The organism is Microcystis sp. LE19-131.1A, from assembly GCF_027532015.1.
Taxonomy (GTDB): Bacteria; Cyanobacteriota; Cyanobacteriia; order Cyanobacteriales; family Microcystaceae; genus Microcystis; species Microcystis ichthyoblabe_A.
On the sequence record NZ_JAPZSS010000070.1, the window covers coordinates 1 to 25082 of the forward strand.

At 45.5% G+C, this 25082-nt stretch carries 23 protein-coding genes, 1 tRNA gene and 2 pseudogenes; 14 read left to right on the forward strand and 12 right to left on the reverse strand.

The genetic code is table 11. The annotated features are described in order from the left end of the window. Positions 1-214: 214 nt before the first annotated feature. From O9323_RS06195 to O9323_RS06205, 3 genes are all read left to right on the forward strand, one after another. On the forward strand, positions 215-526 hold the full coding sequence (locus tag O9323_RS06195) for a type II toxin-antitoxin system TacA family antitoxin (RefSeq protein ID WP_149107485.1): 312 nt from the start codon (positions 215-217) through the stop codon (positions 524-526). 11 nt (positions 527-537) lie between these two features. Then, positions 538-1065 (forward strand): GNAT family N-acetyltransferase, encoded by a 528-nt coding sequence (locus O9323_RS06200; protein WP_149107486.1) that lies wholly within the window; start codon positions 538-540, stop codon positions 1063-1065. 120 nt (positions 1066-1185) lie between these two features. After that, the gene (locus tag O9323_RS06205; RefSeq protein WP_288124836.1) at positions 1186-2352 is read left to right on the forward strand and encodes a cysteine desulfurase family protein; all 1167 of its coding nucleotides are present in this window, start codon (positions 1186-1188) and stop codon (positions 2350-2352) included. A 1-nt stretch (position 2353) separates the two neighbouring features. Here O9323_RS06205 and O9323_RS06210 read toward each other — a convergent pair whose 3' ends face one another. Then, on the reverse strand, positions 2354-2551 hold the full coding sequence (locus tag O9323_RS06210) for a hypothetical protein (RefSeq protein ID WP_002736283.1): 198 nt from the start codon (positions 2549-2551) through the stop codon (positions 2354-2356). 366 nt (positions 2552-2917) lie between these two features. On the opposite strand from O9323_RS06210, the gene O9323_RS06215 reads away from it, so the two are divergent. Next, positions 2918-3859, forward strand: coding sequence for a TIGR04168 family protein (locus O9323_RS06215; RefSeq protein WP_149107488.1), 942 nt, complete (start codon positions 2918-2920; stop codon positions 3857-3859). 157 nt (positions 3860-4016) lie between these two features. Here the strand turns inward: O9323_RS06215 and O9323_RS06220 are convergent, their stop codons facing one another. The 4 genes from O9323_RS06220 to O9323_RS06235 form a co-directional block, all read right to left on the reverse strand. Continuing rightward, positions 4017-4958, reverse strand: a complete 942-nt coding sequence (locus tag O9323_RS06220; RefSeq protein WP_002751591.1) for a hypothetical protein — start codon at positions 4956-4958, stop codon at positions 4017-4019. Between the two features lie 227 nt (positions 4959-5185). Then, positions 5186-5728 carry an NUDIX hydrolase gene (locus tag O9323_RS06225; RefSeq protein ID WP_288124837.1) on the reverse strand — a complete coding sequence of 181 codons (543 nt, stop codon included), beginning with the start codon at positions 5726-5728 and terminating at the stop codon, positions 5186-5188. Positions 5729-6035: 307 nt separating this feature from the next. Further along, positions 6036-7208: a CBS domain-containing protein gene (locus O9323_RS06230; RefSeq protein WP_043998358.1), complete on the reverse strand. Its 1173-nt coding sequence runs from the start codon at positions 7206-7208 to the stop codon at positions 6036-6038. 238 nt (positions 7209-7446) lie between these two features. After that, positions 7447-7887 (reverse strand): recombinase family protein, encoded by a 441-nt coding sequence (locus O9323_RS06235; RefSeq protein WP_002751593.1) that lies wholly within the window; start codon positions 7885-7887, stop codon positions 7447-7449. Positions 7888-8161: 274 nt separating this feature from the next. Between O9323_RS06235 and trxA the strand changes: the two genes are divergently transcribed. The 3 genes from trxA (at position 8162) to O9323_RS06250 (ending at position 9563) form a co-directional block, all read left to right on the forward strand. Further along, a complete protein-coding gene (trxA, locus tag O9323_RS06240; protein WP_002751595.1) occupies positions 8162-8485 on the forward strand; it encodes a thioredoxin in 324 nt (107 codons plus the stop codon). Between the two features lie 80 nt (positions 8486-8565). Then, the gene (locus O9323_RS06245) at positions 8566-8892 is read left to right on the forward strand and encodes a hypothetical protein (RefSeq protein WP_002751596.1); all 327 of its coding nucleotides are present in this window, start codon (positions 8566-8568) and stop codon (positions 8890-8892) included. Between the two features lie 53 nt (positions 8893-8945). Then, the gene (locus tag O9323_RS06250; protein ID WP_002751597.1) at positions 8946-9563 is read left to right on the forward strand and encodes a CP12 domain-containing protein; all 618 of its coding nucleotides are present in this window, start codon (positions 8946-8948) and stop codon (positions 9561-9563) included. A 117-nt stretch (positions 9564-9680) separates the two neighbouring features. Here the strand turns inward: O9323_RS06250 and O9323_RS06255 are convergent, their stop codons facing one another. After that, positions 9681-10613: a LysR family transcriptional regulator gene (locus tag O9323_RS06255; protein ID WP_002751599.1), complete on the reverse strand. Its 933-nt coding sequence runs from the start codon at positions 10611-10613 to the stop codon at positions 9681-9683. Positions 10614-10915: 302 nt separating this feature from the next. Between O9323_RS06255 and bicA the strand changes: the two genes are divergently transcribed. The 4 genes from bicA to O9323_RS06275 all read left to right on the forward strand — a co-directional run bounded on the left by bicA (position 10916) and on the right by O9323_RS06275 (position 15825). Continuing rightward, the gene (gene bicA / locus O9323_RS06260) at positions 10916-12616 is read left to right on the forward strand and encodes a bicarbonate transporter BicA (protein WP_002751601.1); all 1701 of its coding nucleotides are present in this window, start codon (positions 10916-10918) and stop codon (positions 12614-12616) included. 122 nt (positions 12617-12738) lie between these two features. Then, a complete protein-coding gene (locus tag O9323_RS06265; protein WP_002751603.1) occupies positions 12739-13860 on the forward strand; it encodes a sodium-dependent bicarbonate transport family permease in 1122 nt (373 codons plus the stop codon). Positions 13861-13944: 84 nt separating this feature from the next. Further along, positions 13945-14283 (forward strand): P-II family nitrogen regulator, encoded by a 339-nt coding sequence (locus tag O9323_RS06270; protein WP_002751605.1) that lies wholly within the window; start codon positions 13945-13947, stop codon positions 14281-14283. Positions 14284-14409: 126 nt separating this feature from the next. Next, complete coding sequence (locus tag O9323_RS06275; RefSeq protein ID WP_149106429.1) at positions 14410-15825, forward strand: cation:proton antiporter; 1416 nt, start codon at positions 14410-14412, stop codon at positions 15823-15825. 474 nt (positions 15826-16299) lie between these two features. On the opposite strand, the pseudogene O9323_RS06280 reads toward O9323_RS06275, so the two are convergent. The 4 genes and pseudogenes from O9323_RS06280 to O9323_RS06300 form a co-directional block, all read right to left on the reverse strand. Then, positions 16300-16842: pseudogene (locus O9323_RS06280) on the reverse strand (IS1634 family transposase); the annotation flags it as partial. Positions 16843-16889: 47 nt separating this feature from the next. Continuing rightward, positions 16890-17602: pseudogene (locus tag O9323_RS06290) on the reverse strand (IS1 family transposase); the annotation flags it as partial. A gap of 373 nt (positions 17603-17975) precedes the next feature. Continuing rightward, positions 17976-18350, reverse strand: a complete 375-nt coding sequence (locus tag O9323_RS06295) for a nucleotidyltransferase family protein (RefSeq protein WP_002755885.1) — start codon at positions 18348-18350, stop codon at positions 17976-17978. A gap of 225 nt (positions 18351-18575) precedes the next feature. Beyond that, positions 18576-19424, reverse strand: a complete 849-nt coding sequence (locus O9323_RS06300) for a M28 family metallopeptidase (RefSeq protein ID WP_002755884.1) — start codon at positions 19422-19424, stop codon at positions 18576-18578. A gap of 109 nt (positions 19425-19533) precedes the next feature. Here O9323_RS06300 and O9323_RS06305 point away from each other — a divergent pair, with 109 nt between their 5' ends. Then, the gene (locus O9323_RS06305) at positions 19534-20916 is read left to right on the forward strand and encodes a flavin monoamine oxidase family protein (RefSeq protein ID WP_002755883.1); all 1383 of its coding nucleotides are present in this window, start codon (positions 19534-19536) and stop codon (positions 20914-20916) included. A gap of 80 nt (positions 20917-20996) precedes the next feature. Here the strand turns inward: O9323_RS06305 and O9323_RS06310 are convergent, their stop codons facing one another. After that, entirely contained in the window at positions 20997-23522 is a 2526-nt protein-coding gene (locus tag O9323_RS06310; protein ID WP_002755882.1) for a mannose-1-phosphate guanyltransferase, read from the reverse strand. Between the two features lie 206 nt (positions 23523-23728). Between O9323_RS06310 and O9323_RS06315 the strand changes: the two genes are divergently transcribed. Both O9323_RS06315 and O9323_RS06320 read left to right on the forward strand, forming a co-directional pair. Beyond that, positions 23729-23920, forward strand: coding sequence for a hypothetical protein (locus O9323_RS06315; RefSeq protein ID WP_043998683.1), 192 nt, complete (start codon positions 23729-23731; stop codon positions 23918-23920). Positions 23921-24024: 104 nt separating this feature from the next. Then, positions 24025-24098 (forward strand) — tRNA-Arg (locus O9323_RS06320). Positions 24099-24407: 309 nt separating this feature from the next. On the opposite strand, the gene O9323_RS06325 is transcribed toward O9323_RS06320, so the two are convergent. Further along, entirely contained in the window at positions 24408-24683 is a 276-nt protein-coding gene (locus O9323_RS06325) for a hypothetical protein (RefSeq protein WP_002738957.1), read from the reverse strand. Between the last annotated feature and the right edge of the window lie 399 nt (positions 24684-25082).

Below are 25082 nucleotides of genomic sequence, written 5' to 3' on the forward strand. Positions count from 1 at the left end.
GCTCTTTTGGATTTGGTGGGTAAAATGTATTCTGAGATACAGTCCTGCTGGCGAGGGAGTGGAGGGAACCACTCCAGACACAGAGGACACAAAGATCGATCCTATGTAAGTTAAACTTATCACACAGAACCTAGAAGAGCCACCCGCTTTCTTATCAACTCAGAAACCCGTTTTCTAAGAATATAATGTGCTTAAATTAGATAATTTCTAAGCCATGAGAACGAAACCAGATAAAGATTTACCCCAAGGGACTAAAATCGGCAACAATGCGCGGTTAGAGGCTTCCATAACAGCAGAGCAAAAGCAACTGATGGAGATGGCTGCCTTTTTACGGGGACAGAACTTGACTGAATTTATGGTGTCAGTTTTGGCTGAGGCAGCTATGCAAACGATCAAAGATAGCCAATTGGTAGAATTAACCGAACGCGATCAATTCACTTTTGTCGAGGCCCTGTTAAATCCCCCCGCTCCCTCCGAGCAAGCTCAAGCAGACGCTCAATGGTACGAGCAAATGATGAATAAATAGTTGCTAGATTTGTGTTAAATTCGGAATCTGTTGATTTTTGTCTAGAAACTCTCGAAAGCTATCACAATCGGGCAGCTTTTAGCTGTGGTAACGAACAACTGGATCGCTACTTGCACGATCTCGCTACCCAAGATAAGAAGCGAAATATTGCCATTCCCTACGTTCTCGTTGACCGAGAACGCGAAAAAATCATGGGCTACTATACTTTATCCATGAGTAGCATCAATCTCGAATCGCTACCCCAAAGTCTTGGTAAAAAGTTGCCTAAATATCCGCTAGTTGGCGTGACTTTAATTGGTAGATTAGCAGTGGATCTTGATTGTCGGGGATCTGGTTGGGGGAAATTGTTGATTATGGATGCTTTATATAGAAGTCTGAGAGTCAGTCAAACAACGGGGTGTTTTGCGGTGGTGGTAGAGGCGGTTGACGATAAAGCAGTAAGATTTTACCAAAGGTTTGACTTTCAAACTTTTCCTGACCAGCCTTATAAGCTGTTCCGTACCATGAAAAACCTTGCTCAGACTTTTAGTTTACCCTGAGATCAGAAAAGATGCTAGAAAGCAGTTTTAAGAAACCCAGAAACCCGCTTTCTAATCTCTTAAACGGCTAAACTGAGAATAGCTGCCTTTCTTGACTCTCATTTCTCAGATTGTAAAATAATGCAAATTTATCTTGACTATAGTGCCACTACCCCCACTCATCCCCAAGTGATCGAGCGGGTTGCCACTATTCTCCGGCATCATTGGGGCAATCCCTCCAGTTTACACACTTGGGGACAGGATACGGCAACAGTCATCGAAATGGCCAGAGAACAGGTAGCAGGGTTAATTAATGCCAATCCAGACCAGATTATCTTCACTTCTGGCGGCACAGAAGCCGATAATTTAGCGATTATCGGGGTTGCTCAACAGTATAACCGCCCCCGTCATATAATTATTTCTAGTGTGGAACATTCGGCGATCGCTGAACCCTGTAAACAATTAGAGCAGCAAGGTTGGCAAATTACTCGTCTTCCCGTCAATCGTCAAGGTAGGGTGAATCCTTTAGACCTAAAAGCCGCAATTCAAAGCGATACGGTCTTAATTTCCATTATTTACGGACAAAGTGAGGTGGGAACCCTACAACCGATTGAAGAATTGGGCAGCATTGCCAGAGAAAGGGGAGTGCTTTTTCACACCGATGCGGTGCAGGTGGCGGCAAGATGCGATATTGATGTGCGGAAACTGCCCATAGATTTATTATCTCTTTCTAGCCATAAAATTTATGGAATGCAAGGATCGGGGGCTTTATACATCAGAACTGGTGTCGATATTTTACCATTACTGCGGGGCGGTGGCCAGGAAAAAGGCCTGCGATCGGGAACCCCAGCCGTACCAGCGATCGCAGCTTTTGGTTTAGCGGCCGAATTAGCCCAAAAAGACTTAATTAGCGAAAAAATGCGTTTAATGGGTCTGCGAGATCGACTATTTGACCTCTTAGCTGATTATCCTTATCTGCTGCCCACGGGGGACCGATTCTATCGTTTACCCCACCACGTCAGCTTTATTGTCCGTCCCGACGATGACAGTCACATCACGGGAAAACAGCTAGTTCGTCAGCTTAATTTAGCAGGAATCGGCATTAGTTCCGGATCCGCCTGTCATAGTGGCAAACTTTCCCCTAGTCCAATTTTAAAAGCTATGGGCTACAGCGATCGAGAAGCATTAGCGGGAATTCGTTTAACCCTGGGAAGGGACACCAGCGCAGCCGATATCGATTGGACGGCTCTAGTATTAAAACAAGTGATCGATCGCTGTTTATCTGCTTTAATTGTGAGCAAGAGTTAGTTTATGACTCAAATTGCCCTTCAATCAAGATAATTTCGCCAAAATCGGGAATCCATGCCACCCAACGGCCCTGATCCTGTTCACAGAGTAGTAGCGCTTCATCAAAGCTGTATGGAGAGGGGAGCATTCTGAGTTGTACCCATGTGTTTGCTTGGGGACAAGTAACAACGGCAGTAGTGCGGTATTGTAGTAAAGACATACACAGATCACCCTGATAATTCTGTATCTAAATTTACAAACAAACCGATGACTGTGGGTAACTTTGTTTTAAATCTTTACATCTCCAGAAAATTATCGGCTGCATCTCCTAATTTGTGACTTTACCTCACCTATAGGTCAGCAGCAGAAGTTATTCCAAGAGGGCGAATGCAATTCGCCCCTACAATAATATTATTGCGCCCAAAATTTCCTCTAGATATTTCGACCAAATTGAGCCGATTACGCCAATGACCAGCACTTTTTTGATTTCAAAAAAGCCTCAAGATATTATCCGACAAGGTTTTTAGATTTATTCGGCCAATCCTAGTTATGATCTTTAATGGTAAATGATAGTTAATAACTGGTAATGGTAAGTTCTTTCCCTCGCAGCTATAAAATCGCCGTCATCGGTGACATTCACGACCAATGGGAAATAGAAGATAATTTAGCTCTAGAAGCTTTACAAGTGGATTTAGCCCTATTTGTGGGGGATTTTGGCAATGAATCCCTAGAAATTGTCGGTCGGATTGCCAGTTTGTCCTTACCAAAAGCCGTTATTCTCGGTAATCATGACGCTTGGTATAGCGCCACCCCCTGGGGACGAAAACAATGTCCCTACGATCGCAACAAGGAAGATCGTGTCACCGCCCAGTTAGAATTATTAGGGGTTGCTCATGTGGGTTACTCAAAACTAGACCTACCCAGTTTAGAGCTTTCGATTGTTGGGGGTCGTCCCTTTACTTGGGGGGGATCCGAGTGGAAAAATGGAGAATTTTTTCAAGAACGCTATAATATCAGCAGTTTTGCCGAATCTACTGCCAAAATTATCGCTAATATTCAAGATACTGCCTATAATAACCTGATTTTTTTAGGTCACAATGGTCCTGCTGGACTAGGAAAGGAAGCGGAAGCTATCTGTGGTCGCGATTGGCAACCCTTGGGAGGGGACCACGGGGATCCCGATTTAGCGGCGGCCATCGAACAAGCACAGCTATTAGGAAAACAGGTTCCTCTCGTCAGTTTCGGTCATATGCACCACCGTCTCCGTCATACTACTTCCCGTTTACGCAATCCCGTGGTCACTTCCGAGATGGGAACTGTTTATCTGAATGCTGCGAGTGTCCCTCGCATTCTCCACTCTGATACGGGTAAATCTCGCAATTTTTCCCTAGTCACTCTTGAAGAAGGTCTAGTCACAGAAGCATCTTTAATCTGGTTGAACGATAATTTCGAGATTATCAGTAATAGAAAACTTTATCACTCCGGAGCATCAATCGATCGCCTATCTCCTCAATCTTGTTATTCTTAAGTTTTGAAAATAGACCTTTTCTTAATCTTATGCGGTACAACCACTAATATCAGTTATCAGATGTCAGTTTTCAGTTAACTGTTTACTGATAACTGAAAAAAAGCTCCCCAATTCATAATTTATAATTTATAATTTATAATTCATAATTTATAATTCCCTATAGATAGTTAATTTTTTGAGCGATTAGAGGTAAAGCAAGAGCGATAGCAACACTAACAATCATACCGATAAAAGCTTTCAAGGCATCCCCTAAAACCAATTTACCCGTGGCAGCTAAATTAGGGGTTTCTCTGGTTAAAGTCAGAGAAATTTCTCGACCTCCTAATAAACCTAAAAATACCCAAGTGGTACTCATGGGAATATGATTATAGCCAACAAAAAACAGTAAAATTAAGCCATAAATCAAGTTAATAATTGTTGCAGAACGCGGATCATGGGCGTTAGTTTTGCTAGTGACAATTTTCTCAATTTGACCCCCGTGATTAATAAAAATGATGGTTTGCAGGAGTAGCATAACTGTTAGAGATAAAACTAACCATGTTGCTGCTAACTTTCTGGGAAGATAGGCGAAAATATTAGCAAAATCTTGCATTAACCATTGACTCCAGAGAAACCCAGTAGATAACCACTGTAAAACTACCCAGATTTTTTGAGGTTCTTTATTAACTGTTTCTAGGAAAAAGTTTTCTAATCGATAAATAATTCGATAGATGACTAACCCCACTATAACAGCAATAGCATAACCCCAAGCGGATTTAATTAACATTTCATCTAGAGATTGGGGAGCAAAAACTGTTAAAACTAAAAAGGTTGTACTCACAGGTATTCCCCAAGTGGTGAGAATTAAAATTGCTAGGGGAGGAACGATATAAATCCAAGTAAAATTTTCTGGGAAGGGAATCATTTCTAGTCGATTATAGGCCACATCTCCCTGATTAATATACCAACCAGCGATAAAAATCGAGGCTAAGATTATACTGGAATACAGCCATAAAATCCACCAGGGACGTTCTTCATTGGCACTTAAAAAAGTCCCTAAAGTCTGTAGGGAATCGTTGGCAACGATTGCATAAGCTGATAGAATAAAGCCAGCAATCATAAAAAAATTACTCATAGACAGTGGGAATTATAAATTATGAATTAAGTAGGTAGCTGTTAAAAGTTGTTAGACACCCCCCTTATCAAGGGGGGATTAAGGGGGGATCAGAGGCAAAATCTATCTTCAATTTAATTATAACTACTTACTTATCAATTATGAATTGGGGAGAATAAATAAAAATAATCTCCTGACAACTGGCTCCCTATTAATATAACCGCTATAACTCCTTAACTTTGCTTTAAAAAATCCCTCGCTAAATAGAAAGCAGCCAAACTACCAGAGACAGTAATTTCCTGGGTATTAATTTCCTGTAAAGGTCGAAGAATAACTTCAATTTCCTCGGTAACATCTAACTTTTGTTGACCGGTGGGGATAGCATTAAGAGCCAAAAAAATGTGAATTCTGTTAGTATCTTTAACGGGATTATCATACAAAACACCTAGAGGTATTAGAGAATCACTTTGATAACCAGTTTCCTCCTCGAATTCCCGACGCGCTGCCGCAGTAATATTATCTTCACCCGCATCTACTGCTCCGGCAGGAAATTCCAATAAAATTTCCTTAACTCCGTGACGATATTGACGAACAAAAACTAATTGATTATCCCCGGTAACTGGAACAACTAACACAATTTCAGGACGAATATTGACAAAATAATCATCGATAACTTGTCCAGAGGATAACTGCACCGCGTCTTGACGGACTTGACACCAACGATTCTGAAAAACTAGCTCAGATTTAATAATTTGCCATTTTTTTAAATTAGTCATCGACAATCCTGTTATAATTGCAGTGAAATTACTAAACTTTTTTCGCAGATAATTATAAGTAAGTAGGTAGGCGTTAAAAATTATCAGATGCCCCCCTTATTAAGGGGGATCCCCCCGCCTATCGGCACCCCCCTTATCAAGGGGGGCAGGGGGGATCGGCACCCCCCTTATCAAGGGGGATCCCCCCGCCTTCGGCTTCCCCCCTTATCAAGGGGGGCTAGGGGGGATCGAACCTAAAATCTATTTTTAATTTAATTATAACCAGCTACTTAACCAGATTTAGTATGAATAGAAGCAAACCGGTTATCTAAGAGCTAATTTCACGGCCGAGGTACTCAAGCTTATCTAGAACAGATTGAAGCAAAGATCGCCGCTGCTCGACGACAATATCTAAGTTAGCCAACATATACTTTACGTCTTTGTAGGCATTGTCCAGCAAGGCTAGTAATAATTCGCGATCGCCAGCGCTCTCTTTTTCTGATGGGGTGCGGGTCCGTTGGGGTAATAAGTCCGCTGGTGGGGAAGGAAGGGAGGGCGATCGCTCGGACTCTAGCTGTTGAATGGTTTGTTGTAAATTTTCAATCACCCCATACATTTCCATCGGGTCAAAAACCCTTAACAGACTGGTTTGTGTAACAATACCCAACCCCCGACCCCAGTTCCAAGAAACCACCAAACGCCCCACCCGCCGTTTTTGCATTTCCTGATGGGCCGTCCACAGGGAATCCTCCGGGTTGAGGAGAAATAACGGCGTACTCATCACCGTCTGGGCCCTAGTTTTGTGCAGATCGATTTGAACTGCTTGAAACTGGACAAGATCTCGCTCTGTCACAATACCAACGGGGTAGTCATTGTCTTCGGAATTTCTCTGGGTGATCACCACACAACTGACACGATGTTCCGCCATTAACTGGGCCAATTGCAAGACTGTGGCGGTGAGTGGGGCCTGTACCACTTGACTGGTCATCACATCCGATACGCGACGAAACCGCAACAGATTGGCCGGACGCAATATCTGGCGAATACTTTCATGGGAGATCACCCCGATTAAGTGTCCTTGGTCATCCACAATCGGCAAATGGCGAATGCGGTAGCGCCGAAACAAAAACAGGGCAGCAAAAATGTCTTGAGCAGATTGCTGGGGCAACGTGATCAGGGGATGCACCATCACATCGGCAACGGTTGTCTCGGTCAGGTTAATCCCTTGGGCGGTGAGTCGCACCACATCCCGTTCTGTCAAAATTCCTAATAGCTCTTGCCCTTGCACCACCAGCAGACAGCTAACACGCACCTCTCCGGCTGGAGCAGCTAGAGGGGATAGGTCATCGGTGAGCAAACACAGACGACTATGGGCCTGGCCGATCATAGCGATCGCATCTGCCAGGGAAGTGGTTGGCGGCACCGTCAAGGGTTGGCGATTGATCGCTTTTTCCAGATCGGGGGCCCAACTCAGAGGTGTATCGAGGGACATCAGCACCATCCTGCAATCGCAAAGGCCAAGATAGACAGAACAGCCACTGGGCAAAGAACCCAGACTCTCAGAGTTGCCAAAACCCGTTCTAAAACTATCTCAAAGTGTAGCGTCATTTAACTTTTTCCTAAAAGATGTAACGTTTTGTTACAATTTTTATTAAACTCGTAAAGATTTTAGACCCACTTCGGTGTATCATAGAGGGATGTAACAGGTTAAAGCCTGAAACTTTTTATTTAGGGGTTATTCAGCCTCTAATGGTTTCAGGAGCGGTATCACCAGACGCTGGGGTGAGTACTTCCGGGTTCTGGTCGGCCTGAAGGGTTACTCCGGAAATTCTGGACACCTTTCCATAAAGTCGATCCAGCACTCGCTTTACGGAAATACGCTGCCATGGTTGACCGCGTTTGGTGGTGTAGCCCTGTTCATTAAGCCAATCGGCGATCTTCTGCAAGGATTTCCCTGATTTGTGATGACGGCGAATCAGTTCAATGACCCGGCACTCTTCCGGATCATCCACTAATTCCCCATCGATCGATCGTTGTCCAAAGGCAGGGGAGCCGTAGCCCGCATAACCACCGTTGCTTGCTTTTGCTTGTCTGCCTTGTTCTAGCCGCTCCCAGGCAGATAAATCGTTGGAAGGGGTCGCTGTCATAGGGTATCTAAATGCAATAACTTGCAAAACCATATTATCGCAACTTAACGTCGCAAATTTGTTTTGATTGGGAGCAGCCGATGACGACTTACAAATTAAAACCCCTGCATGAGCAGGGACTAGATGTCACCATCGATGTCTGGGACAACCAAACTATAGACGATACCCCCGGGAGGCGGACAAAGTTAAAGGGTCAAAGGCCAAGCATTTTTAGATGAGGAGCGGTTCAAAGCTGAATTTATCTTGTAAAACGCACCGAGAAGAGAATTTGTCCTGAGTTACACAGCATCAATCTGGAGATATAAACATGGGTACGGCTACATTTATTCAAGATGAAACTGAATTTGATTCCCTATTAAACAGTGAATCACTGTTGGTGGTAGATTGCACGGCAACCTGGTGTGGACCTTGCAAACTGGTGGCTCCGTTGATCGATCGATTGGCCGATGACTATCGCGATCGCGCCAAAGTCTTTAAACTTGACCTAGACAGTAACAAACCCGTGGCCAAACGCTTTGGAATTAAAAGTATTCCGGCTGTCATGGTATTTAAACAGGGGAAATTGATAGAAACATTAGTTGGGGTTAAACCCTATGAAGAATTTACGGCAGCCGTAGAACGACAATTATAGTCTTCCACCGTGAACAAACACTCTGGGCAAACGTCCGAAGTTGACCCTTTCCTTCTCACACCACTATTCAATTTTGAGGTATGGCGATGAACAAGCTTATAGAAATCCGGTGTCCCAACTGTGGCAGCGTAGCTCAACGGCTCTTGAGCGATCGCCTGCCCGCAGGATATAAGTGTCCGGCCCGGCAAGTTGCTCAGACGGAATGCCCAGTGTGTGATTATTTCATCGCCATGTGTTGGCAAAACGGTGCTGTGCTGGAGGCCTATGCTCCGGGCATTCAGGGGAACACAGCTGCGGCCATGCCGCCCCAGCCCCAACCAGCGATCGCCCATTGGTCTTTGTCATCTGTGTTCAAAGTGGCACTCAGCCCACAAGAGTCTAGGAAATTGCTATCGGGACAACCCTAGTCAACTTTTGCATTTATACCAGTTCTTTAATTTAACAACACCATCCAACTCCTATGCTGCAAGCTCAAGAAATTATGACCCAAAACGTTGTCACCATTCGTGGTTCGGCAACGGTTGCCGATGCCGTGAAATTGATGAAAGAAAAAAAACTGCGGGGTTTGATTGTCGAACCGCGCCATGAACAGGATCCTTATGGAATTGTCACCGAAACCGACATCGTTTACAAAGTGGCGGCCTTTGGCCACGATCCTAAAACTATGCGGGTTTACGAAATTATGGCCAAGCCCTGTGTGGTTGTCAATCCCGAACTGGGGGTGGAATATGTAGCCCGGTTATTTGCTCAAACCCGCATTCGCCGCGCCCCGGTGATTCAGGGTAAAACTTTGCTGGGTATTATTTCTGTCAGTGATATTCTCTTCAAGAGCGATTTTGTTGAAAAGCCCAAGCGGTTGTTCATTGAAGATGAAATTGAAGCAGCCCGGGAAGACGCGCGGGCAATTTGTGCGGCCAAGGGTGAAATCTCTCCCGATTGCGCCGCAGCCTGGGATGTGGTTGAGGAACTCCAAGCGGAAGCCTCCCATCAACGGGTCAAAAAACAGGGGACTAACTCACTTCAGTCCTACTGCGAAGCCAATCCTGATGCCTTAGAGTGCCGCATTTATGAGGATTAAATCCTGGCGGGTTTTGGGAGAATCGATCGCCTTGAGGATCTCGCCGATCGGTTTCCCCAGGCGATCGAGTTCTTGATCTCCACCTTTTCGGATGGGAGATAGATCGAGCGCTTGCGCTTACCGAATTCGACTTGATCGGGGGTCTGTGGGTACATACACCCCTAATTCCCCTGAGAGGAGATAATCAAGAAAAGTCTTGGCGATCACGGATAGTTTTTTATCCTTGGGATAAACCACATACCAATGGCGTTGGATGGGAAAGTCTTCCACGTCAAGGATGGTAAATTCCCCATTGGGAGGATCTAAATTTAAGACGTGCTGAGACAGAACCGAGATTCCTAAACCACCGGCGATCGCTTGTTTAATGGCTTCATTATTGCCGATTTCCAAACGCAGAGATACAGTGATGCCATGGTCGAGGAAAATTTGCTGTACTGCCCGTCTAATTCCCGATCCCATTTCCCGCATAATAAAAGGTTCCCCTTGCAGTCGTTTAATTGGAATTTTTTTCTGTCCCGCTAGGGGGTGATCTTTGCGAGCAATAACCACGAGGGGATTTTCCAGAAACGGTTGAATATCGAGGTTTAGCTCTTGGGGGGGTTCGCTTAAAATATATAGGTCATCAACATTATTGATCATCCTTGCTTCTAGGTCTTGGTGATTGGTCAATTCTAGGGACACATCCACCCCTTCGTACTGTTGACAAAAAGGACCTAGGATCTGAGGGATTAAATATTGGGCTGTGGATACCGCCGCTAAACGCAGTTTACCCTGTTTAATGCCCTTGATATCGGCGATCGCCATCTCAAAGTTATCAAGATCCTTGAGGACTGCTTGACAGGTGACTAATAAACTGCGTCCGGCCTCGGTTAAATACAAACGTTTGCCTATCTGTTCAAATAAGGGTAAACCCACTGATTTAGTCAGTTGTTTCATCTGGGTGGAAACGGTGGGTTGGGTGATCGATAGTTCTTCAGCAGCCCTGGTGAAACTGCCATGACGAGCGGTCGCTTCAAAGACAATCAGTTGATGTAAAGTGGCGTGAATCAAGAGAGGCCTCTAGAGAGCTACACTTCTGTTACTGCCTTGAGGAGCTTTGCTAAACAGAAGCAGGAATGGAGGGGAACGAGTGAAAACCTCCCCACCCCGCTTACATCATAGGTTTAAATCAATACTTTTGTAAAGATATATCGATTTAAACTCAATTTATAAAATTTGCTTGTCAAGATATCCGTTCTAGTATAGATTTATAACAATCGATCTTTAAAAACCATAAACTTTTGTCTATCAAGGCTGGTCTCTCAACCGCCGGCTTTGTTGTGGCAAAAAACCCTTTGCTCAGTTGGATTCTCATGGAAATAACCAATCGTATTCACTTTGACAATTTGCGGGGCGATATATTCGGTGGTCTAACAGCTGCCATCGTTTCTCTCCCTCTAGCTCTCGCTTTCGGTGTAGCTTCTGGGGCTGGAGCGATCGCTGGTTTGTACGGTGCTGTCTGTGTGGGTTTTTTTGCTGCCCTTTTTGGTGGCACACCCACGTTAATTTCGGAACCAACGGGGCCGATGACGGTAGTAATGACGGCGATCGTGGCCAGTTTAACCGCCAAAAATCCCGAATTAGGCCTACCCATGGCCTTTACGGTAGTCATGTTAGCGGGCATTTTCCAGATTCTGTTCGGTATCTTCAAAATGGGTAAATACATTACCCTGATGCCCTATAGCGTTATTTCCGGCTTTATGTCTGGGATCGGGGTAATCCTGATTATTCTGCAAATTCCGCCCTTTTTAGGGCAAGCCGCCCCCAAAGGAGGGGTTTTAGGCACAGTGCAGAAAATCCCAGAACTACTCTCTAATATCAATCCCCCTGAAGCCATTCTGGGGGCGATCACCTTGGCGATCATCTTCCTGATGCCCTCGAAATTCAAGCGTTTTGTCCCCCCTCAGTTATTAGCTTTGGTGATAGGAACTCTGATTTCGCTGTTTTTCTTCCAAGGTGTTGAAATTCGCCGGATTGGGGATATTCCCGTGGGTTTACCCACCCTGCAAATGCCCACCTTTAGTGCTGCCCAAATGATCACAATGTTGGTGGATGGGGCAGTTTTAGGGATGTTGGGTTGTATTGATACCCTATTAACGGCGGTAATTGCCGATAGTTTGACCCGTACCGAACACAAATCGAATAAAGAATTGATTGGTCAAGGTATTGGTAACTTAGTATCAGGAATCTGTGGCGGTTTACCCGGTGCCGGGGCCACGATGGGAACTGTCGTCAATATTCAAACCGGTGCGACCACTGCCCTTTCTGGCATTACTCGCGCTTTAATTTTATTAGTCGTCGTTCTCTGGGCCGCCGGTTTAACTAAGAGTATCCCCATGGCGGTATTAGCGGGGATTGCCCTAAAAGTGGGGATCGATATTCTCGACTGGAGTTTCCTGAAACGCTCCCACAAGATTTCTCTAAAAGGGACGCTAATCATGTACGGTGTACTGTTATTAACAGTATTCGTCGATCTGATCGTTGCTGTGGGTGTGGGGGTCTTTATTGCTAATATTCTCACCATTGATCGCCTCAGTGAACTGCAAGCGCAGGAAGTGAAAACGATCACCGATAACGATGACGAGATTCTCCTAAGTCCAGAAGAAAAACGGTTACTCAACCAAGCTAACGGTCGCATCATCCTATTTTATCTCAGTGGTCCGATGATCTTTGGAGTCTCGAAAGCGATCGCCAGAGAACACACAGCCATGAAGGAAGCGGATGTTTTAATCTTGGACTTGAGTGATGTGCCTTTGTTAGGGGTGACAGCTTCTTTAGCGATCGAAAATGCGATTAAAGATGCGATCGATAAAGGTTTACAAGTCTTTATCGTTGGTGCCACCAGCAAAATCCAGCATCGTTTGGAACGTCTCGGCATTTTAGCCCAAATCCCCCCCGATCATGTGCTAATGGACAGAACCATCGCCCTACAACAAGCGGTAACTTTTGTCAAGACCCATCCTCACCAAGAACCAGAGGATTTTGAGGTTAATCAAGGGGTTTACCCGACATAAATTTAACCGCTTTGGGAAGTACGCCTGCTGTTGGGGTGAAGCACCTGACCCTTATTTTCTTTAACTCTTGAAAGTTCATTTGTATTAATACTCCTCATCAGGGGAGGCGTAAGGAGGTATTCGTGGATTTTTTCTCATTGTTTGTCATGGACTTTATCCAGCAGTTGCAGTCCCCAACACTGGCCTTTTTGATTGGTGGGATGATCATTGCTGCTCTCGGGAGTGAATTGGTCATTCCAGAGTCGATTTGTACGATCATCGTCTTCATGCTGCTGACCAAAATCGGTCTGACCGGCGGGATTGCCATCCGCAATTCCAACCTGACGGAAATGGTATTACCAATGATCTTTGCCGTCATAGTAGGGATTATTGTGGTCTTCGTCGCGCGCTATACCTTAGCCAATCTGCCCAAGGTGAAAGTGGTGGATGCGATCGCTACTGGGGGATTATTTGGAGCCGTGAGTGGCTCGACTATGGCCGCCGGTCTGACGGTACTGGAAGAACAAAAGATCCCCTACGAGGCCTGGGCCGGCGCACTCTATCCTTTTATGGATATCCCGGCGCTGGTAACGGCGATCGTGGTGGCTAACATTTATCTTAACAAGAAGAAGCAGAAAGAAGCAGCCCACGACCACGAGTCTTTTAGCAAGCAGCCGGTGGCGGCCGGGGATTATTCCGATCAGCAGGATTATCCCAGCAGTCGGCAGGAATATCTCAGCCTGCAGCAGCCGGCGGATAATCGGGTCAAGATCTGGCCGATCATTGAAGAAAGCCTTCGCGGACCGGCCCTATCGGCCATGTTATTAGGTCTGGCTTTGGGCATATTCACCCAGCCGGAAACTGTCTATAAAAGCTTCTACGATCCCCTCTTTCGTGGCTTGCTTTCGATCTTGATGCTGGTCATGGGGATGGAGGCTTGGTCAAGGGTTGGTGAACTGCGTAAGGTGGCCCAGTGGTATGTCGTCTATAGCGTACTAGCACCCTTTGTGCATGGTCTAATCGCCTTCGGTCTCGGCATGGTTGCCCACTACGCCACCGGGTTCAGCTGGGGCGGTGTCGTGGTTCTGGCCGTCATCGCTTCCTCTAGTTCCGACATCTCCGGGCCGCCCACGTTGCGGGCTGGTATCCCCTCGGCTAATCCCTCTGCCTATATAGGCGCGTCCACGGCCATCGGTACGCCCGTAGCGATTGGCTTGTGCATACCCTTCTTCCTTGGCCTCGCCCAGGCCCTAAGCGGCGGCTAATCCCAGAAGGATTGTGGTAGGTCGGTGATCCCTCGATCGGACAGACCAAGCAAATAAATGTACATACTTAAGGAGATAATCAACATGGCTAAACCAGCCAAAAAGCTCGTCATCGTCACAGAAAAGATTTTGCTGAAAAAAGTCGCCAAGATCATCGAAGAATGCGGGGCGACCGGTTACACGGTGATGGATACTGGCGGTAAGGGCAGCCGCAACGTGCGCTCTTCGGGACAACCCCACGTTTCCGAAACCGACACTAATGTCAAGTTCGAGGTACTCACCCCCGATCGAATTATGGCCCAAAATATTGCCAAGCAGGTTGCCGATCAGTTTTTCCTCAATTTTGCGGGCATGATCTATCTCTGTGATGCGGAGGTTCTGTACGGACAGAGTTTCTGTGGACCAGAGGGCTGTGAAATCTAGACAACTAAGCTTGTCTTGATCTGGGCAACCCCATCTGCAGCCTGACTGTCCTGGAGCGGTGGCCCCTTTTCCTATCCCCCAGTTTTATGACCACCTGAAATCTTTAACCCTCATCCCTTTAAACTGATGATTTTGTCCTATATTCTGCCTCCTTCGATCGGGGAGATAGCAGCCCCCATGACTCCGCTCCCCTTGCTTGCCACCGTTGTGGCCGAGGATTCACCGATTATTCTCTCTGGCGTATTGCTGACACTGGTGGTGATTTATCTGGCCAGCAAGCTCGGCGCAGAGGCCGCCCGACGATTGGATTTTCCTCCCGTACTGGGAGAACTGGTCGCCGGTGTGATTGTCGGCGTTTCGGCCTTGCATCTGCTCATCTTTCCCGAAGGGGGGCTATCGGCCTCTGACTCGCTGATTATGACGGTACTGCAAGGATTGAATCAATTGGCCCCGGCTGCCGTGGACCGGATCTTTGAGTCCCAAAGTGAAGTGATTTCGGTTCTAGCTGAAATCGGTGTGATTATTCTGCTGTTTGAAATTGGCCTAGAATCCGACCTGCGACAACTCAAGGAAGTGGGAATTCAAGCCACGGTTGTGGCCTGTGTGGGGGTTGCGGCACCTTTTGCGGCAGGTACGGCCGGGTTAATGCTCGTCTTTCATGTGGCGGCTATCCCGGCGATTTTTGCAGGGGCTGCCTTGACAGCAACCAGTATCGGTATTACCTCGAAGGTGTTGTCCGAGTTAGGTCAACTCAAATCCAAAGAAGGGCAAATTATTGTCGGTGCAGCGGTGATCGATGATGTCCTTGGTATTATTGTTCTGGCTGTGGTCGCTAGTTTAGCCAAAACCGGTGAGATTGATGTGACCAATGTTATTTATCTGATTGTCAGCGCTACGGCCTTTTTGATCGGATCAATTTTGTTGGGAGGTATTTTTAACAAAAGTTTTGTGGCGATCGTGGAGCGGCTGAAAACTCGGGGAAATATTGTTATTCCCGCATTTGTCTTCGCTTTCTTTATGGCATTTTTAGGCAATGCTATTCATCTTGAAGCGATTTTAGGGGCCTTTGCTGCGGGTTTGGTGCTTGATGAAACTGATACCCGCAACGAGTTGGATGAGTTAATTAAACCGATCGCCGATTTGCTTGTACCGATTTTCTTTGTGACGGTGGGAGCGCGTGCCGATCTCGGTGTTTTAAACCCAACGGCACCGGAGAATCGGGCTGGACTTTTGATCGCTGTCTTTTTGATGGTTGTGGCGATTATCGGTAAACTGGTGACAGGCTGGGCAGTTTTTGGCATATCCGGAATCAATCGCCTCGCCATCGGTGTGGGTATGATTCCCCGGGGTGAGGTGGGTTTAGTTTTTGCTGGGATTGGTTCGGCCAGCGGAATTTTGGATAAGCCTTTGGAAGTGTCGATTATTATTATGGTAATCCTGACCACTTTCCTCGCTCCTCCCTTCCTCAGAGTCGCTTTTGGTAAGACGGAAACTGTTGCCGAAACCCTGGAAAGCAAGGGGCCAGCTAATCCTATTCCTTAATTTTGCGGGTAAAATCTGATTTTTTAGACGAGGCTGAAGCATTTTCAGCCTTTTTACAAATCTATGCTCAGGATAAGGGAGCGATCGAGGTAAGATTTGAGAGTATCTAATCTTTTTCCTATGTTCGAGCAGACATTTAAGAATATCGATGATATTCTCCGAAAAGAGGCGGGGTGCGCGACGGAGTTGGATTACGCGGAACAGATATCCTGGATTCTCTTTTTGAAACCCACATTCCGCACCCTAAGTGTCACAACGTCTCAAAAGAGGAAGGGGCGTAAGCCAAAATACTTATCTAGAGGAGTTAGTTGGCGGCAAGCTGCCGGCAACTAAGCCGAAAATTCCAGGGTTCTCCCAGTAATTCTCAATAAACAGTGCTTATTGAGAATTACTGGGCAATCAGACTTAACATCTAGGGGGAGATGTTCCAGTTACTCGCTTTGTTTTGTCACCCCTTGAAGTCAATCCATCTGGTCAAGATAAGAGATAATATTCCTGGCAAGGTTTGGGAAAAAATCTCAAAATGTTGCGCCTCTCATCCGTTAAGTTACTAATCTTTTGATTGTCTTGAATAGGTCGGAGATGAATCCCTTGAAAGTTCTGAAATATCCAGCGTAATGTTGGTCGGTCAGTTAACTTACCCAACGGATTTTTCAGTCCCGTCTCCTGCTGTTTTAAACTTAAACGAACTTGTCTTTGACCAATAGTATAAACCAGCAGGCACAAGCCCATGAGCATGGCCATGACCTCGATTCTGTGGGGAGATTTGAGAAAGACACTGTCGGCAAAAAAGCAGGGGTCTTTGAGAAAAGAAAATCCTCTTTCTGGAGCTTGTTGCCCTTTATATTTTTTGAGTATATCCTCACTGCTCAATCGTTTTTTCTCCAATTCGTTAGTTGCTAAAACGAATCGTCCTGCTCGTTTCTTTAGCCTCTCAATGGCTGGCAAATTTAACTCTAATTCGGCTTGAACTTGATAGCTTTGAGAGGATAAATCGTCTTTTGATTTGAGTTTTGGGTGGTGATTAGGTAGTAGTGATGGCGGCTTAATCCTTTGCTTTGCTGTGCATTGTAGTCATGGATAAAATACCAAACAGCTCCAACGTGATTCTCCATTTTTTTAGAGAAAGATAGACTCTCTCTCACCAGCCGAGAAATCCTTTGTCGAAAGGTATTATTTAATCTTTCAATAGGATTAGTTTGACCAGTTTCTTTTCCGACTGGTCGATGACGTTTACTAGGAATTACTGTCTTATAGGACTCTCAAAAGTCTGTGTAAGCAACAGCGCATTGTTGGTAAACACCTGGTAAACTGGCCCCAAAGTTTCTTGGCTGATTGACGACTCCTATCTCCGCGCATAGCAACCAATAATTTCCCTTGTATTTCTATCAATTAACCGCCAAATATAAACCTTTATCGTCTTAGAAAAAACCCAAGACCACATCTCATCACATTCTCTAACCAATTTACCTTTTGGTTTGTCCGAAACCTTTATTTGACGGGGGACAGCCGCCAGTTTATTGTTGACATAGTTTTGTAACCATGACCAACTTACCCCTGTTACTCTAGCAATTCCTCGTCAGGAAATTCGTTCGAGTAAGAGTTTATCAATTAATTGTTTGGTTTCGTCAGAGACAGTTTTATTAGTGGGATTGATCACCAACTGACGACCACACTCTTTACCTTGACGTTTGGTTTTTCCATTATGAATAGAACCATTCTTGATAGTATGGTGAGAACCACAATTAGGACAGGGGAATAGAGGTGAAGGGGGTATTTTGTTCGGTGCTAGACTGATATTTGAGTAAGCCAGACAGAAGCCAGAAAAAGATATTTATCAGAAAAGTCATGATCAAGCTAGAGGTTTAAAGACTGAGCGGGTTCCAATTATTTTTATTCATAAATATTTGACACAATTCATACCAGGTAAGCAAGAGGGCTACGCCACTACTACCAAATCATTACCCGAACAGCTTATACGCTCAATTCCAGTATAAACTCCATGCAAATTAAGCGCAATAGAATTAATGCGTTTTAATACATGACATCCGATTGATTAGATAATTCTCTTAAAAATATCTCTAACTGTTGTAGGGCTTGAAGAATTTTATTGAGTTCTTGATTAATTCTATCTTGAATTGATAAATTAGTCATAATTCGACCCCCTGAGCAATTGCCTCTAAAATATAAGGATGAGCCTTTTGAACTTCTACTAAATCCACCTCAAAATCCTGTCCATTATCTAACTCTGCTATCGCCTTAAAATAATCTTTCTCTGGTAAATCCCAAACCGCTAAATCAGGATCAGAATGGGGAGTTATTTCTTCATAATTTAACAATGAACCAAATAAAACAACTTTCGTGACGCCATACTTCTCTTTAAGGAGACTAGCACATTTTTGAGCAATTTTTAACCCTGCTTGTTGCCGTTGTTTCATCTCTAATAGAAATTGTTCACGGTTTGCTCTCGCTGCTAAAACTTCAGCAATAATCTCTTGTTTTCGTTCTTCAGTTAACTGTGTCATTATGATTACCCCTAAATCATTGAATATCAATAGTTTCTATGATAGCAATTTTTGTCATAAGCGATCGCCGATTTTGTCGGTTGGGTTGAGCAATAATAACTTTTGTCTGTCAAATATTAGTGACGCTTGAGCGAAACCCAACCACACCAATGTCGTCAATAATGTTGAGTTTCTAACTGGTATTAGTGCATTACGCTAACGCTAACTCACCCTACACGCTAACTTTTATCTCATCGGTAAAGATTGCAATCCAAAACAGAGACCTTGACAGACTCTTGTTAGAAAATTTAAATCCAAAGTAGCGATTGTATCCTGAGAACTATGATAATAGGGATTACGCATATTAGCAGTATCTGTCACCATAATTGCCGAATAACCGCAATCCCAAAAGGGAGAATGATCGCTGCGTCGAGTATCGGGGACGATATAACCTCCAAAAATTACCGGCAACCATTCGCAGGGAGTCTGATTTTCTCTCATGACTCGACTAAGAAAATTTAAATCCTCGCGGGTTTTGAGATTGCCAATCAAAGCGATAAAATCCCCGGTGTTGGGGTAAAAATGTTCTAGAAAAGCTGGATATTTTTGAGAATGGGGATTTTTATCACAGTAACCGAGCATTTCTAAGGATAACATTAACCTTAAATCCTGCTTAGTTTGTTTTAATTTTTCTGCGTAGGCAATGCTGCCCAGTAATCCGTATTCTTCTAGATCAAAGGCAATTAAACGAATTGGATAATTAGCCTGATTCTCCCCAAAAAACCTGGCTAATTCTAATAATACCGCTAATCCCGTGGCGTTATCGTCGGCCCCTGGCGACCCCGGCACCGTGTCATAATGAGCGCCAATTAAAATCGGAGGTTTTTGACTGTTGTTAGGCAAATTCAAGATTAAATTTTCGTAAACTTTTCCCTGAAATGAGAAAAAATGTGATTCAACCTTTCCCCAATTGCCTAACTCTTGCCGTAGGTATTCTCGCACATAAAAATGTCCTTGACTAGAGAAAAAAGGGTTTCTTTCTCGGACAATTTGTTCTAGGTGTTGGCTTAAGCGATCGCTAAGAAGATCAAACATTGATAGCAGCAGATAATTTAATCAAAAGAGCCAATGGATAGAGCAACTGAGGGAAAAATCGGGGAAAATAATAATTGTTAATTATAAAATATTCTGTGAAGCTAAAATCATGACAAATCTCCAGTGGACTAGCTATGAGTGTATCGTGGTTGGGGCAGGATTAGCAGGATTAATCGCCGCGCGGAATCTCCAGAGGCAAGGTCATCAAGTTCTGGTGATCGAAGCGCGAAATCGTTACGGTGGTAGGATGTCTGGTCAATATCTCCCCTCCGGACAGTGGATCGATCGAGGTGGTCAGTGGGTGGGTCCAACCCAAGAGCGTTTTTTGTCCCTCCTCGATGAGTACAAAATACGTCGTTTTCCCTCTCCCAATCAGGGAAAAACCGTCCTAGTGTTCAACAACAAACGCTATGAATTCAACGGTTTTTTTCAAGGTTTCCACGAGGGAGAAGTACCCGATATCGGCCCGGCAGAATGGCAAGATGCGATGTCAGCATGGGCGCGTTTTCAAGAACTAGCTAAAACCCTACCTTCCGGTTATCCCCAAAGCAACGATCACACCAAAAAACTAGACAGTAAAACTTTTGCCCAGTGGATTGAAGAAAACACCAGCACAGATTTTGGTCAATGGTATTTTGCTTATATGGTGCGTGCAGTGGGTTTTCTCGGGCCGGCCGAACCCCAGCAAGTCTCACTGCTGCACGTTCTTTGGGGACAAAATTGCGCCCCTCAGGCCGAACATCCAGAAGCCGAACTGATCCATGGCGGAGCCGGACAAATTCCCGACAAGATCGCGGCGGAATTAGGAGAGCGAATTCGACTGGGGGAACCAGTTGTTCGCCTTAATTATGACTCGGCCGGTGTCACCATAGAAACCACCCAGAACACTTTTACCGCCAAATTTGCCATCATTGCCATGCCGCCCCATCTTGCCGGCCGCATTATTTATCATCCCCCGCTGCCACCCCAGCGAGAACAACTAACCCAACGAGTACCGATGGGATGCTGCGCTAAAATCCTGATTTCCTATGAGCAACCTTTCTGGCGAAAACAGGGACTAGCGGGAGTTGCTCAGGGGAATTGTCAATGGTTGGAACTCTGTGCCGATAGTTCCGATCCCGAAACCGGCGTCGGGGTAATCGCCACCTTTGTGGTTGGCGATCGCTATATTCGTTGGCGCTCAATGAGTGGCCCAGCGCGTCGTGCCGCCGTCCTCTCGGATTTAGCTATTTATTTCGGTCAAGAGGCTCTTTTCCCGATCAGTTACGATGAGGTGGATTGGCCCGGGGATCCCTGGACTGGTGGCGCCTATGCCGCTTTTATGCCCCCCGGAGTCTGGACAAGTTTCGGCGAGGCTCTTTTTACTCCCGTCGGACCGATTCACTGGGCCGGCTCAGAAATGGCTGATCGCTGGCCAGGATTTTTTGAGGGAGCGATCCGCACCGGTGAGGCAGCGGCTGATCGAATCGCCTTGCTTTTGCGGGAAAAATGAGCATTTACAGGGCTAGGACACCTTTTAGGTCAAAAAAATCCTCATAGTCAAGTTTCGGGGGCTAATAGGGCAAAAAAATCCTAAATCATCACTATTTCGCCCTGGTAATGTTCGACGAAATGCTGGACACGATGACGATATTCTTTAATTGTCCGATCGACCCATTCCCGCTGCTCACTGTTAGCATAGATATGCACTAAAGGTTCTCCAGCATCGGGTAAAATCAATACCCAGTCATCATTAAGGGGATTAATCACCTTCACCCCATCGATTAACTCTAGATTATCGGTAGCGTGAGTTTCCACCAGATAGCGCATCAAGGATCCCTTGACTTTCCAAGGACAACGCACCGCCGTATTCTTATTGTAAATGCGCGGTAACTCGGCCCGTACCTGAGCTAGAGAACGTTCCTGAATGGTTAACATCTCCAAAAGTTTCGCCACGCTGAACATGGCATCGAAACCGGGATGTAATTGCGGAAAAATAAAGCCAGTTTGCCCAGAGCCTCCTAAAACCACATTAGGATTGGTTTGACATCCTTCCATTAAAGCGCTAGGACTGGCTTTTGTCCGCACCACCCGGCCATCGTGACGACGTGCGATCTGTTCCACGGCACTAGAAGCATGAACCGGCACTACCACTGTACCGCGAGGATGGGCGGTCAGAATTGTATTCACCATTAGAGCAGTTAATTGTTCCCCGCGAATCGATAAACCACTCTCATCGACGAGGACTAACTGTTCCCCATTGGCCGAAACCTGTACACCTAAGTTCGCTTTCAGGGCCTCCACCACATGGCCCAATTGATGGATCAGTAACTCTCTTTCCTGCATGGAAAGGGCATTCTGACGTAAACTGGCATTGAGAACCACGGCATCACAGCCAAATTTGGCCAGTAATTCCGGTAAAATTGCCCCTGAGACTCCGTAGGCGTAATCAATGACAATTTTGGAGCTACTATTGCGAATGACCTCCACATTTAGCTGAGTTTCAAAGGTTTTGCGGTAATTATCGAGAATATCAGCCGGATAGGACATACTGCCGATTTCCTGCATTCCCACCCGTCGCAGATCTTCTTTGAAATAGGCCCCTTCGATTTTCTTTTCCCTCGCTTTGGAAACATTAATCCCTTTTTCGTCTAAAAACTCGATTAAGAGAAAATCCGGGCGATCGGGATGAATACGAACGTGAATGCCACCGACTACGTTTAATTTAGCCACTAAAGTCCGCGAAATCGGTAAAGCATTCGCTTGTAGGTTTTGGATATTAACTCCCACGGACATTAAACCGGCAATCAGCGATCGACTGACCATGCGCGAGACACTACGTTGATCCCGGGAGACGATTACCGTTGACCCCGGTTTTAGAATGGAACCGTAGGATGCCCCCAGTTTAACGGCGAATTCGGGCGTGATATCGATGTTAGCGAGGCCCGATACTCCTCGTTGACCAAAGAGGTTTTTATGGGCAGTATTTCCCCAAATCAGGTTAATATTGAGGATGGCTCCCGATTCGATCTGTTTACTCGGCCAGACTCTCACCCCGGAATTGATCTGCGCTTCTTCCCCCACGATCGATAATTGTCCGATCACCGCACCTTCGTGTACCTGGGCCCGTCGATCGATTCTGGTTCCCCTAGCGATCGTACAAGCGGCTAAATTGACCTCATCCCCGATCACCACACCATTCCAGAGGATGGGACGTTTCAGATCGGAACCGGCACCGATGGTGACATTATCGCCGATAACCGAACCCCTCTCGATCAGAACATTTGCACCAACGCGGCAATGATTGCCGATCATGGCCGGGGCCTCAATCTGGGCGCTAGGATCGATATAGGTATTAGTGCCGACCCACACTCCGGGGGATTTTTCTCGATAGGGAAATTCCAGGTTAACTTTGCCAGATAAAGCGTCGTATTGCGCTTCTCGGTAGGCCTCCAGATGACCGACATCGCACCAATAACCATCGGCCACATAACCATACATAGGTTCGCCCCTTTGCAGCAGCAGCGGAAACAAATCTTTAGAAAAGTCGGTTTCTTCTTTGTAGGGGAGATAATCGAGGACTTCTGGTTCGAGAATATAGGTTCCGGTGTTGACGGTATCGGAAAAAATCTCGCTGGTGGATGGTTTTTCGATAAAACGGCGAATTCTGCCTTCTTTGTCGGTAATCACTACCCCAAATTCGATCGGATTGGCAACCCGCGTCAGGACGAGGGTTGCTTTCGAGTTTTTGCTTTTATGGAATGCGATCGCTTTTTGCAGGTCAAAATCGGTGATACTATCGCCACTAATCACCAGAAAGGTATCATCTAACCATTCGGCAATATTTTTCACACATCCTGCGGTGCCTAGGGGTTGATCCTCCTCCACAGCGTAGGTGATTTTTACCCCAAAGTCGCTGCCGTCTTGAAAGTAGTCGCGCATGACATCGGGGAGATAGTGCAGGGTGGTGATAATTTCGGTAATGTCATGCTTTCGCAGTAAATTAATAATATGTTCGGCGATCGGACGGTTGAGAATCGGAACCATCGGTTTGGGAAGATCACAAGTAAGCGGACGTAATCTTGTCCCTGAACCACCTGCCATTAGTACCGCTCGCATAACTTCCTCCCAAGGCTATCTTTTCGCCGTTTTTAAATAGTTTTTGCAAATTATGGCTTTAGTTTTCCTATCTCGATCGAGCTAGTTCCTAACCGGCATTCTAACACCGTCTCCCGGATTCAGGACAATATTTTCTTTTCCCAAGCCGGCAAAACCCAAGCTTACAATGGGAGATGTGAATTGTCTAAATCTAAGGATGAGATGGCATGAGACTCGTTATTTTTATCTTAATAATTTTTTATGGTGTCGGTGGTTGGAAATTCTGGAACGGGTACAGAAGCACTAATTTTAGTTCCAGTTTACCCAATCGTTTAGCTTTAACACTGTTCTGGCCGCTTCTGTTGGCTGTTAATCCCGCCTATCGCAAGAATTTTCAAAAAGCCCTCAAGGGCAAATAAAATTAACATATTGCCAAGGTTGCGGCCATAAAACAGAAAGTAGCTGGGTATCGATGGCAATCAACAGTTTAGCCATGAATGGCTTATCATGGTTAGGGAAAAAAGGGGTCGTAGCTCAGTTGGATAGAGCGAGTGCCTCCTAAGCACTAGGCCGCCGGTTCGACCCCGGCCGATCCCGCCTTTTTCAGTGAACAGTAAACAGTGAAAAGAGACCGGGAAACTGCTATTTATAGCGCTTTTCACGTTATTGAGGTATCGACAAGTTTTGCCAACAAAGGACTTAAGCTCCTTAAACAGTGAAAAGAGACCGGGAAACTGCTATTTATAGCGCTTTTCACGTTATTGAGGTATCGACAAGTTTTGCCAACAAAGGACTTAAGCTCCTTGCCCATGCCTCATTCTGATGAAAACTGCTATAGCGTTCATTATCAAAATATCTACGGGCTTAATTAAGCCCGTAGGCACGGCTACGGGCAACTTCTAGAGGTTAGGCTTGATCGCTTCTGTTCTCGTTAATCTGTCGGATGATTTCAATCATTTGAGCGTGTCGATCATCCATTCTCTCTAGATGCCGGTAAAAATCGGCTTGAGTCTCATAAAAATCTGATTGTGCGCTTGCTATTCGAGCTAGGTAATCGTAAAGCCCTTTTTTCTCCTGTTTCCGTTCTTCGCGGTCACTAGCGACGGCATCAGCTAGGGATTGAATAGCGCGAGCGTTCGATTCCACTATTTTCTCGATCCGCTCTAATCTGTCTTCTGACATTTTGGTAAACTCCTAATAGACTAATTTCTTGTCCCCCACCGATGCCCGTCGGATGGCGGAATAATACTAAATCCGTTGAGTATAGGCTATATATCAGGACAGCCGAACGGCAAAAGGCAAAAGGGGGAATAAATAACCAGTTTTTAATAACCGGATTTAGTATCACTCAAAACTTAAAACTGATCACTGATCACTGATAACTGCCAGCAATTCTCATTTTAAAAAGTAACAAGTGATACAGACAGAAACAAAGCTTTAGGCAAGCTACAAAATGCGCTCCCGCGAGTGCGACTGCATCGCAGAGAAGTGAGTATATAGAGTATTTATACTCAAAATATTTGAAAGATGGGAGAAATCTAGAACAAAAGTTCTCTACATCAGAAAGAGAACCAAATAAAA

Excerpts from the sequence above, each read along its gene's own strand:
- O9323_RS06195 (WP_149107485.1), top strand. The coding sequence starts at position 215 with ATGAGAACGAAACCAGATAAAGATTTACCCCAAGGGACTAAAATCGGC.
- O9323_RS06205 (WP_288124836.1), top strand. The coding sequence starts at position 1,186 with ATGCAAATTTATCTTGACTATAGTGCCACTACCCCCACTCATCCCCAA.
- O9323_RS06210 (WP_002736283.1), bottom strand. The coding sequence starts at position 2,551 with ATGTCTTTACTACAATACCGCACTACTGCCGTTGTTACTTGTCCCCAA.
- O9323_RS06215 (WP_149107488.1), top strand. The coding sequence starts at position 2,918 with ATGGTAAGTTCTTTCCCTCGCAGCTATAAAATCGCCGTCATCGGTGAC.
- O9323_RS06220 (WP_002751591.1), bottom strand. The coding sequence starts at position 4,958 with ATGATTGCTGGCTTTATTCTATCAGCTTATGCAATCGTTGCCAACGAT.
- O9323_RS06225 (WP_288124837.1), bottom strand. The coding sequence starts at position 5,728 with ATGACTAATTTAAAAAAATGGCAAATTATTAAATCTGAGCTAGTTTTT.
- O9323_RS06230 (WP_043998358.1), bottom strand. The coding sequence starts at position 7,208 with ATGGTGCTGATGTCCCTCGATACACCTCTGAGTTGGGCCCCCGATCTG.
- O9323_RS06235 (WP_002751593.1), bottom strand. The coding sequence starts at position 7,887 with ATGGTTTTGCAAGTTATTGCATTTAGATACCCTATGACAGCGACCCCT.
- trxA (WP_002751595.1), top strand. The coding sequence starts at position 8,162 with ATGGGTACGGCTACATTTATTCAAGATGAAACTGAATTTGATTCCCTA.
- O9323_RS06245 (WP_002751596.1), top strand. The coding sequence starts at position 8,566 with ATGGCGATGAACAAGCTTATAGAAATCCGGTGTCCCAACTGTGGCAGC.
- O9323_RS06250 (WP_002751597.1), top strand. The coding sequence starts at position 8,946 with ATGCTGCAAGCTCAAGAAATTATGACCCAAAACGTTGTCACCATTCGT.
- bicA (WP_002751601.1), top strand. The coding sequence starts at position 10,916 with ATGGAAATAACCAATCGTATTCACTTTGACAATTTGCGGGGCGATATA.
- O9323_RS06270 (WP_002751605.1), top strand. The coding sequence starts at position 13,945 with ATGGCTAAACCAGCCAAAAAGCTCGTCATCGTCACAGAAAAGATTTTG.
- O9323_RS06275 (WP_149106429.1), top strand. The coding sequence starts at position 14,410 with ATGATTTTGTCCTATATTCTGCCTCCTTCGATCGGGGAGATAGCAGCC.
- O9323_RS06295 (WP_002755885.1), bottom strand. The coding sequence starts at position 18,350 with ATGACACAGTTAACTGAAGAACGAAAACAAGAGATTATTGCTGAAGTT.
- O9323_RS06300 (WP_002755884.1), bottom strand. The coding sequence starts at position 19,424 with ATGTTTGATCTTCTTAGCGATCGCTTAAGCCAACACCTAGAACAAATT.
- O9323_RS06305 (WP_002755883.1), top strand. The coding sequence starts at position 19,534 with ATGACAAATCTCCAGTGGACTAGCTATGAGTGTATCGTGGTTGGGGCA.
- O9323_RS06310 (WP_002755882.1), bottom strand. The coding sequence starts at position 23,522 with ATGCGAGCGGTACTAATGGCAGGTGGTTCAGGGACAAGATTACGTCCG.
- O9323_RS06315 (WP_043998683.1), top strand. The coding sequence starts at position 23,729 with ATGAGACTCGTTATTTTTATCTTAATAATTTTTTATGGTGTCGGTGGT.
- O9323_RS06325 (WP_002738957.1), bottom strand. The coding sequence starts at position 24,683 with ATGTCAGAAGACAGATTAGAGCGGATCGAGAAAATAGTGGAATCGAAC.